Below are 9696 nucleotides of genomic sequence, written 5' to 3'. Positions count from 1 at the left end.
GAGGGGTTCATTTGGAGACGGATATAGAAGGTAAGTCTGTTTTGTTTAGTTATGATGGGAAGAATATTCATCGGAAGTATATTTAAAGCCACCTATTTTAGGTGGTTTTTTGTATGAATTGGTTTCTACTTTAACCTGCAAATCTGATTAGAATTTTGTCAATTCTTATTCAACATAATGGAAGTTTAGTTGCATTAGAAATGTTAATATAAAGTATTGAAATTAAAAGAGTTTATAAATAATAAAAATGGAATCCACACGCATAAAAGTGTGGATTCCATTTTTATTTGGATCATTAAATTTTATTCGATTTGTTTATCCTTATACTTTCGTACGGCAAATGTCACGATAAGATGGAGTTACAAATGTAAACTCATTTGACTAATATACTTTCTTAATATAGTAAAGATAATTAAAAAATACGTAAATATTTTTAAGGTGAATTATCTTAATATTTTTTATAATTTGAATAGAGCGAGTACTACTTGCTTATTTTTTAAACTATCCTTGCATCGAATGATCTACTATCACTAATTTCAAGAAAATAGGAGGAGGAATAATTTTGAAGTTTATTGGTTTTTTGGCGGTAATTCCTTTTATTGGATTTCTAGGAGGAATTCCTTTTGTGAATAAAGTTAACCCTTATATTTTGGGAATGCCTTTTTTTCTTTTTTGGATTGTAATATGGGTGGTTATTACATCGGGAATTATGGCGATTATATTTAAACTAGATCCTAAAAATAGGAGGGAAATTTAGTAATGAATGTCGCACTTCTTATTATCATTGCATCTATAATTTTTGCACTTTCAATTGGCATTAGAGCGCGGAAAGGTAAAGATATGAACCTTGAACAGTGGACAGTTGGGGGTCGAGGTTTTGGTACGATTTTTATCTTTTTGTTAATGGCAGGGGAAACGTATTCGACTTTTACCTTTTTAGGAGGAAGCGGTTGGGCATATGGTAAAGGTGGCCCTACTTTTTATATATTAATATATGGTACATTAGCATTGATTATGTCGTATTGGTATGTTCCAGCTATTTGGCGATATGCAAAAGAAAAGAAGCTATTGTCACAATCGGACTTCTTCGTTAGTAAGTATAATAGTCCATATTTAGGTGTCCTTGTGTCAATTGTGGGTGTAGTCGCTGTCATCCCATATCTAGTTCTTCAATTGAAAGGTTTGGGCAGTATTGTTTCAGAGGCATCTTACGGAGCGATTTCTCCAACAGTAGCAATTTGGATTGCAGTTATTGTTCTTACCATTTATGTGATGGTCTCAGGAATCCATGGTTCTGCTTGGACAGCAGTTGCCAAAGATATTATGATCCTAGGGGTTACCGTATTTTTAGGAATCTATTTACCGCTTCATTATTATGGTGGGTATCATCACATGTTTGAAGCAATCGATACAGCGAAGCCAGGGTTTTTAACTTTGCCTAGTAAGGGATTAAGCATATCATGGTTTATCTCTACGGTTTTGCTAACTTCTCTTGGTTTCTATATGTATCCGCATGCATTCGGCGCAATTTATTCAGGAAAAAGCGAAAAAACGTTCCGCAAAAATACAATTATTATGCCACTATATCAGCTTATCTTACTCTTTGTGTTCTTTGCCGGTTTTGCCGCAATTCTTCAAATTCCTGGTTTGAAGCCTGATGAGGTTGATCTATCTTTATTACGTCTCTCTAAATTAGCTTTCGACCCATGGGTAATGGGAGTGATTGGCGCTGCAGGAGTACTCACAGCATTAGTGCCAGGTTCGATGCTATTAATGTCTGCGGCTACTTTGCTGGCCAAAAATGTATATGGAGTATTTGTACCTTCAGCTACTGATAAGCAGATTGTAAGTTTGGCTAAGTATTTAGTACCTGTAGTAGCTCTTGTTTCATTATTTTTTACGTTTAATAGTGGTACGATTGTCGCATTATTATTAATGGGGTCCAGTTTGGTTACACAGTTGTTTCCAGCTATGATATTTAGCTTAATGAGAAATAATTTTGTAACGAAGCAAGGGGCATTCGTGGGAATCATTATGGGGGTTGCTACGGTAGCATACATTACCCTTTCACAAAGCACTATTGGAACACTGTTTCCTTTACTTCCACAGTGGGTGAAGGATATAAATGTGGGGATAATAGCACTTACTATAAATGTAATAGCTATGACCGCTGTCAGCGTAGCCACAAAGAATAATAATGTTTCTAAAATGAAGAATGATGAAATTGCATCGTGAGGTTAAAGGTTCAAATTCACATTTAACTTAACGGAAAAGGATCTATTCGAGAAAATAAAGTGCTTAGACTTGACCAAGTTTAAAACATAATCCTTTCACAGAAAATAGAGATCCTTTCGTTTTTTAAAACCGCACAGAGATGTGCGGTTATTATATTTATTCTTTTAGGACATGAACATCATAAACCCTGTGTTCCTTCTTAAGTATGTTTTTAACGTCATTTGAACATTATGTGCATTGCGAATCTCCAAATTAGAGCAACAACAATTTCGTATTCCCAGCTTAGATTATCAAACTAAAAAGTTAATAATTAGGTAATACTTTTTTCGTGATTTAGAGTCTGATAGTTCATTTATCCGCAACTACTTAACTAAAGAACTCGTAATGAGTGTGAAAATCATAATTTTTCAGTGACTTGTAGTCCTGTTTAACTACGTTTTAACTTTCATTTACTGTGGTGAATTCAAGAATGTTCTTTTATTTAGGATAATTTGATTATCACTAACTAAATTGCTAAAATAGAAATATTACAATGTGTGTAAGGCACATTAGGAGGTAACAAAAATGGAACAAGGTAAAGTAAAATGGTTTAATGCAGAAAAAGGATTTGGATTCATCGAACGTGAAAATGGAGATGATGTATTCGTTCACTTTTCAGCAATTCAAACTGATGGATTCAAATCATTAGATGAAGGGCAAGCAGTAACATTTGAAGTAGAACAAGGGCAACGCGGTCCACAAGCAACTAATGTTAAAAAAGCATAGTTAACTCAAAGAAGTCGGATTCTATCAAGTAGAATCTGACTTTTTTTATATATAAAAAACCCTTATTCATAAATAGAAAAAGGGTAAAATCTCACGTGGATCTTGATAAAGAAAATGGTTTAAAGTATTATAGCCCAAATAAAATGAATATACAAATATCTACAAAATATCATTTAAAGAAGATAGTAGTTTGTTAAAAATAGATTAACTTGTTCAACTAAGGATTAGCTAGTTGAACAAGAAATTAAAATTTATTGTCTTATTCGGAAAATCATTCGGACTTTTATTACTTATTTTTAACGTTATATTCTATGGAGATTAAATTAATAATTCCTACAAAAATTTGTAATTTAATTGAAGTTACAGGAGATAACCTCTATTGTATCGAATTAATATAATATTAGAAGGGAGATTAGAAAATGAGTAAAGAGAATCTATTAAAGAGCCTTCGACTTGCAACAAGAGGAAATTTCTTTTTAATCAACATTAAAAACTCCTTGGAAAATGATACAAATATGATTGAAAAACTGGCTAAGGAACTAGAGCTAGATGGATTAATTAAACTAAAAGAGTGCACACAGCTAGAAGATTCACTCTTTTTAAGTGGAATACTTAAATATGCATCCAGTTAAATTGGATGCTTTTTTGACGTTGAATAAATCAAGGATATTAAATAGATATAAAATGAACATTACTGAAGGACTCAATATATCACATTTGGTGTATTAAGTTATCATTTATTTAATTTTATTATTAACATATATTATTAATGGAATTTAAAAGGTGTAATAATAGCATAGAACTAAAGGGGCTTTACTATTTACTTAATATAAGGAGTTTTGTTTCATACACGAATTGAAAATTTGAAATTCTGAAATCTTCATTAACGTAAGTTTAAATTATTATTTCTTACCCAAATAATAGCTCTTTGGCCTGAATTTCTGGGATCCCTTTGACTAATCCAAGTTCGCTTATAAATATTTTACTTGCGTTACTTAACATCTGTTTTTCACTTGAATTAAGAGGTTTTTCTTTATCTATGCGCATTAAATCACGTACTACTTCAGCGCCTTCTTCAATATTACCTGTTTTCATTTTCTCAGTATTTAGCTTAAATCTTTGTTTGTAAGAAAGAGAACGATCAGATTCTCCACTATGAAAATTTTTTAATATGTTGTCGAGCGTATATGAATCAACGACCATTCGAATTCTGGAATTATCCATTTTCGAAATTGGAATCATTACTTCCATCTTTTTAATGAGTAATCTTATAATAAAATACTGTTGTATTTCACCTTGTACTTCTTTTTCTTCGATAGATTCGATTACACCTGCACCTTGCAAAGGATAAAAAATATTATCACCAACTTCAAACATAATCTATACCTCCATTTAATTACTAACCTATATAAGCATAACACTTAAAACTTTTTTGTCAAAACAATTATTATATAACCAATAAATAGGTCGTGTCAATAAGTTTTTAGAAAGTGCTTTCATTTTCAATATTGATTACAAAAGACAAAAAAGAGTTACTTAGTTGATTCATGTTGTTCAGCTAAGTGTCAGATTAGTTGCAAAAGGTATAGATAGAAATTAGTTAAATTGAATATATTATAGGTTAAGTGAGGATTACAATTTATGAAATTAATTTGCAAAAAGTGCAATATTGAGATTTCTAAACATGTAACTAAATTACAAGATTTAACACTGAATGAGAAAACTGGAACAATAGGATATGACTTAATAATCACGAAATAGGAACCGAAATTCAGACTATATGCGACGATTTATATCTTTAGATTCTAATTTAGTTAAATTCATTTAACAACTTAGTCAAAATCAAATACAACTAAACGCATGCGTTGTTGCATAAGGAAAACTGACATAGGAATAAGTAAATGACATCGTACGAATGGAAAATAAACAGCAATCTTCCAAAGGATAAATTTAATGATAAAATAAAACCAAATATGAATGTGAAGGAAAGAATAGAATGTATCGAATTGCTTATGGAGAAAATAAAAATCAATTTGGAGACTTAAGGTTGCCTTCAGGTAATGGCCCTTTTCCTGTTGCAATTATTATTCATGGAGGTTTTTGGCGAGAACAATTTAAGCTAGATCAATTGGATAAATTTGCAGAAGATTTAACAGCCCGAGGTATAGCCACTTGGAATATTGAATATCGTCGGGTTGGGCAAAAAGGAGGAGGTTGGCCAGGTACTTTTCTTGATTGTGGTCAAGCGGTAGATTTTGTTCGAATTCTTGCTGATTCCTATCCACTTGATTTACAGCAGGTTTTCACGATTGGACATTCTGCTGGTGGGCATCTAGCCTTATGGACTGCTGCAAGACATCAACTGCCTCAAAATAGCATTCTAAAAAATACCAAAAATCCATTGATGTTGAAAGGTGTAATTAGTCTTGCGGGAGTATCCGATTTGGACCTTATGTACGAAATTCATCATCTAAAAGAATTGAATACAGAAGTAGGAGAAAATCCAACACGCGATCTAATGGGTGGACCTCCAAATAACCTTCAAAATAGGTATAAAGAAGGATCACCAATTTCTCTCTTACCCATTAGTCTACCACTTGTCCTTATTCACGGTTCACTAGATATTCATGTGCCGATTCGTATTAGTATGGAGTTTGCAAAAGCTGCAAAAGCTGCAGGTGACAATGTTATTCTTAATACCATCCAAGACGCGGACCACTTTAAAATCATTAATCCGAAATCGGATGCATGGCATGTAGTTATAGAATCAATATTAAACTTGTTAAATGAATAACTAATCTTAAAATAAGGAATTTAACATAAATTAAAAAGATAAAACATGGGAAAATGTTAGAAATCAGCTAGTTGTTAGTAGGGTAAATGGCGGATTCCCATATATTGTTGTTCAAGAGGGCGATTATTTAAAAAATGGGGAGCTTTATTTAAAGCATTCCTATGAAAATATGGAACTTGATGTGAAGTATGTTGAGAAAGTAATGCCTTATATTCATCAGTTATGGGGTAGAGGAGTTCATTTGGAGACGAATATAGAAGGTAAGTCTGTTTTGTTTAGTTATGATGGGAAGAATATTCATCGGAAGTATATTTAAAGCCACCTATTTTAGGTGGTTTTCTTAATGGATTAGGAAGTTTAATGCGAGCATCGTATAAATTGGAAGGAAATGTGTAAAGTATAAAATGATTAAGGAGAGTTATATAACTTTCTTTTTCTAGAAAGCTCCTTAAAGTTAACAGTCTAAGATGAATGATTGAATAATAAGTTTTATGGTTAATAATTCACCTTTTTTAAATTTGTATGCTCAACTAGTACAGATTTGTTAACAATTAGAATGAAGTATTTTAATTTAGCATAAATTTGATAGTAATGTTACGGAACTTTTGCGAGGGGGATTTATAATTGAATATAACAAATGGATTAGTTATCCTTGGATTCGTATTTGCTGCCTTAGTACTTTTAGTTTTGATAATAGGTATATTATATTTGTTTATTATTGATCGTAGACAGAAGCAGCATCCAATACTACGTAATTACCCCGTAATAGGACGAGTAAGGTACTTCTTAGAAACTATTGGACCGGAGTTACGTCAGTATTTATTTAACAATGACTTAGAAGGTAGACCTTTTTCTAGGGATGAATATGAGCATATTGTCAAAAAAGCAAAATATAAACGAGATGTCCTTGGGTTTGGGTCTAAAAGAGATTTTGAAGAAAAAGGATATTATATTAGAAATACGATGTTCCCAAAACTGTCAGAAGAATTAAAAATGGACCAAGAAATAAACGTTACAACAAACCGATATTTATTGATAAATGAGCCTTTATTTACACAGAAGGAAGAACGATTAGAAAAGAATGAATCACTTGCATATTTGTTGGATGATAGTGATGCAATAGTGATCGGTAAAAATACAAGGTATCCTTTTATCGTAAAAGGTCAGATTGGTATGTCAGCGATGAGCTATGGCTCCTTAGGTGAAAATGCTATTACTGCACTCTCAGAGGGGTTAGCAATTGCGAAGGGGACATGGATGAATACAGGTGAGGGTGGTTTGTCGGAATACCATCTAAAAGGTGGTGTTGATATTATCATGCAAATTGGCCCAGGTTTATTTGGAGTTAGAGATAAAGAAGGTAATTTTAATTGGGATGCATTGATAGAAAAAAGTAAAATTCCTGAAATAAAGGCTTTTGAACTGAAACTAGCTCAAGGTGCTAAAGCACGTGGTGGGCATATTGATGGCGAGAAGGTAACAGAGGAAATTGCTAGGATCAGAATGGTAGAACCATATAAATCGATTGATAGTCCTAATCGTTTTCGAGAGTTTCAAGATTTTCCTACTTTGTTTGACTTTATGGAACAAATCCGAGAACAAACAGGAAAACCTGTAGGAATGAAAGTGGTTATTGGAAGTAGTGATGAAGCTGATGAATTAGCAAAACATATAAAAAGTACTGGGAAGAGCCCTGACTTTATTACTGTAGACGGTGGTGAAGGGGGGACGGGTGCAACATACCAAGAACTGGCGGATAGTGTAGGGTTGCCAATTAAATCTGCATTACCATTATTGGATCATGCTTTAAGAAAATATGGTGTTCGTGACCAAGTGAAAATAATAGCTTCAGGGAAATTATTTTCTCCAGATCGAGTAGCAATTGCACTAGCAATGGGGGCTGACCTTGTTAATATCGCAAGAGGGTTTATGATTACGGTTGGTTGTATTCAAGCATTAAAATGCCACTCCAATGCATGTCCAGTCGGTGTGGCCACAACAGATCCTGATTTACAAAAAGCCCTTGTCATTGATGAAAAAAAATATCGAACAGCGAATTATCTAATTTCAATGCGCGAAGGTTTATTCCGATTAGCTGCGGCTGCAGGCTTGGATTCCCCAGTCCACTTTCAAAGCGAACATGTCGTTTACAAAGATGAGAAAGGGAAAGTGTGGTCTCTTAAGGAAATTTATCAATCTATGGTAGAAAAAGCAGAATAAAGCCTGTTACCAAGTTTTTTAGACTCTTATTTTCTATAAATTCCATAATGATTATCCAATATGAGTTTCGTTTTATTCTTCTAAAGAACAAGCATGTAGAGAATTTGTCTACATGCTTGTTCCATTTACGGATATTATATACTAAGCAATTTGTTCTACTCTACACTTTTGGCAAAGTGGATATTCAGATAAAAAAGAAGTCATTTTTTGCTTCATTTCTTCAAATGAAATACCGTAATAATATAAAGTTGTATGTTCTGTACCTTCCCAATAACTATAAAATCGACCAGAACCATTTAACAGTTCATCAATTTTTTCAATTACATAATTAATATCACAGTTTTGATACACTTCTTCTGACAATTCGGTACCATTTAAATATAAAGATAGACCTTCAAGTGTTCCAACAGATTGTTCGAACCCATCGGCTAGCAGAAAAGAACCCTTTGGTACGCCAATACGATCAATAATTTGCAGTAGTTTATCAAAGTTTTCCATTTTGTTATCTTTAAGAAGAATTTCTATATCGCAAAATTCTATTTCGCCTGTTTCCTGTTGCATCGTTCCACCACCATCTGTGGTTCCACATTTACTAGACTCTAAAGCTTCGTTAATAGGGTCCTCGAAAAACTCACCGCGGTCAATAGGTAGTAACCGTGCATTAAGTTGCAATGTTAAATGAAATTTTTTATTTCCCTTTTTTTTAAATACATCAAACAGTCCCATTCTTACCTCCACAAACTTTTAAATTTAAACGAAATATATAGCTCATTTTTTTCACCTTTTCATATTATAAACTTTTGCTTAAGTAATTGAAGAATAAAAAAAGAAAATCCTAAAGGGAAAGAATGTTGCCAATCTACTGACAGTGTTGAGGTTCGTGAGCTAGAATCGGACAGGCTTTAGAGACAAATATTGAAAATAAGTCTATTATTAAAGCCACCTTTTTAAGTCTTTTTGTATGAGTTATTATCTAAAATAAATTAATTACCTCGCTGATCTAGTAGATTATTTGAATAAAGACAGGACTACTTAAACTGTTAATAGAATAAATAAATATGAGTTAACTTTAAGTAAAAAAGGAGCTGTTTTCATGGGAATGATCGCTCGAAAATATAAAACTATTTTCTTTTTTTGATTATCATCGTAAATTTACTCTATATAACTGTAGATAATACAAAAATAGAAAATATTATTTCAATTGTAACTCTTGGCATCGCAATAATACTTTATTTTATAAAAACAAGATATGATAGGAAGGTCGTTAAAAAGAAATGATATAAATCGTATTCAGTTTTTTTTGTTTAATCATAATCACATCACATTTTTTGCCACTAAGATTAATGCAACTCTAACATTAATAGCAATTATAAACGCAGAAAAGGGATAGCTAAATGCAATCCCTTCATCTTAATTTGGCTATAAAAATTCATTGCTTGAAGAAAGTTGCTATCTGTTTTTATTAAGTGTCTTCTTCACTTTTATACTCCAAAATATCACCCGGCTGACAATCCAAAGTCTTACAGATCGCTTCTAATGTTGAGAAGCGAACAGCTTTTGCTTTTCCATTTTTCAATATGGAAAGATTCGCCATAGTAATTCCAACCCTCTCCGAAAGTTCTGTTAGGCTCATTTTCCTTTTTGCCAACATCACATCTACATTTATGATAATCGCCATGATA

The 9696-nt window shown here is 32.5% G+C and carries 9 protein-coding genes and 1 pseudogene; 7 read left to right on the top strand and 3 right to left on the bottom strand.

Going from position 1 to position 9696, the window contains the following annotated elements:
• Positions 1–562: 562 nt before the first annotated feature.
• The 4 genes from CN601_RS15700 (at position 563) to CN601_RS15685 (ending at position 3632) form a co-directional block, all read left to right on the top strand.
• Positions 563–757 carry a DUF3311 domain-containing protein gene (locus CN601_RS15700; RefSeq protein ID WP_098116963.1) on the top strand — a complete coding sequence of 65 codons (195 nt, stop codon included), beginning with the start codon at positions 563–565 and terminating at the stop codon, positions 755–757.
• Positions 758–759: 2 nt separating this feature from the next.
• Positions 760–2235, top strand: coding sequence for a sodium:solute symporter family protein (locus CN601_RS15695; protein ID WP_098171579.1), 1476 nt, complete (start codon positions 760–762; stop codon positions 2233–2235).
• Between the two features lie 564 nt (positions 2236–2799).
• Positions 2800–3000: a cold-shock protein gene (locus tag CN601_RS15690; RefSeq protein ID WP_088011873.1), complete on the top strand. Its 201-nt coding sequence runs from the start codon at positions 2800–2802 to the stop codon at positions 2998–3000.
• 419 nt (positions 3001–3419) lie between these two features.
• Positions 3420–3632 carry a hypothetical protein gene (locus tag CN601_RS15685; RefSeq protein ID WP_098116965.1) on the top strand — a complete coding sequence of 71 codons (213 nt, stop codon included), beginning with the start codon at positions 3420–3422 and terminating at the stop codon, positions 3630–3632.
• A 277-nt stretch (positions 3633–3909) separates the two neighbouring features.
• Here CN601_RS15685 and CN601_RS15680 read toward each other — a convergent pair whose 3' ends face one another.
• A complete protein-coding gene (locus CN601_RS15680) occupies positions 3910–4377 on the bottom strand; it encodes a CarD family transcriptional regulator (protein ID WP_142317359.1) in 468 nt (155 codons plus the stop codon).
• Between the two features lie 619 nt (positions 4378–4996).
• Between CN601_RS15680 and CN601_RS15675 the strand changes: the two genes are divergently transcribed.
• The 3 genes and pseudogenes from CN601_RS15675 (at position 4997) to CN601_RS15665 (ending at position 8014) form a co-directional block, all read left to right on the top strand.
• Positions 4997–5794, top strand: a complete 798-nt coding sequence (locus CN601_RS15675) for an alpha/beta hydrolase family protein (RefSeq protein WP_098171578.1) — start codon at positions 4997–4999, stop codon at positions 5792–5794.
• Positions 5795–5831: 37 nt separating this feature from the next.
• A pseudogene (locus tag CN601_RS27555) lies at positions 5832–6110 on the top strand (stage V sporulation protein R); the annotation flags it as partial.
• 308 nt (positions 6111–6418) lie between these two features.
• Positions 6419–8014: an FMN-binding glutamate synthase family protein gene (locus CN601_RS15665; protein ID WP_098171577.1), complete on the top strand. Its 1596-nt coding sequence runs from the start codon at positions 6419–6421 to the stop codon at positions 8012–8014.
• 141 nt (positions 8015–8155) lie between these two features.
• Here CN601_RS15665 and CN601_RS15660 read toward each other — a convergent pair whose 3' ends face one another.
• Positions 8156–8740, bottom strand: a complete 585-nt coding sequence (locus CN601_RS15660) for a hypothetical protein (protein ID WP_098171576.1) — start codon at positions 8738–8740, stop codon at positions 8156–8158.
• 736 nt (positions 8741–9476) lie between these two features.
• The gene (locus tag CN601_RS15655) at positions 9477–9692 is read right to left on the bottom strand and encodes a helix-turn-helix domain-containing protein (RefSeq protein WP_098116970.1); all 216 of its coding nucleotides are present in this window, start codon (positions 9690–9692) and stop codon (positions 9477–9479) included.
• Positions 9693–9696 lie beyond the last annotated feature (4 nt).

The organism is Bacillus sp. AFS017336, from assembly GCF_002555445.1.
Classification (GTDB): Bacteria; Bacillota; Bacilli; order Bacillales; family Bacillaceae_G; genus Gottfriedia.
This window is presented reverse-complemented; position numbering and strand designations above follow the sequence as displayed.

Bases quoted from the DNA above. Each gene is read 5' to 3' on its own strand.
- CN601_RS15695 (WP_098171579.1), top strand. From the start codon at position 760: ATGAATGTCGCACTTCTTATTATCATTGCATCTATAATTTTTGCACTT.
- CN601_RS15690 (WP_088011873.1), top strand. From the start codon at position 2,800: ATGGAACAAGGTAAAGTAAAATGGTTTAATGCAGAAAAAGGATTTGGA.
- CN601_RS15685 (WP_098116965.1), top strand. From the start codon at position 3,420: ATGAGTAAAGAGAATCTATTAAAGAGCCTTCGACTTGCAACAAGAGGA.
- CN601_RS15680 (WP_142317359.1), bottom strand. From the start codon at position 4,377: ATGTTTGAAGTTGGTGATAATATTTTTTATCCTTTGCAAGGTGCAGGT.
- CN601_RS15675 (WP_098171578.1), top strand. From the start codon at position 4,997: ATGTATCGAATTGCTTATGGAGAAAATAAAAATCAATTTGGAGACTTA.
- CN601_RS15660 (WP_098171576.1), bottom strand. From the start codon at position 8,740: ATGGGACTGTTTGATGTATTTAAAAAAAAGGGAAATAAAAAATTTCAT.
- CN601_RS15655 (WP_098116970.1), bottom strand. From the start codon at position 9,692: ATGGCGATTATCATAAATGTAGATGTGATGTTGGCAAAAAGGAAAATG.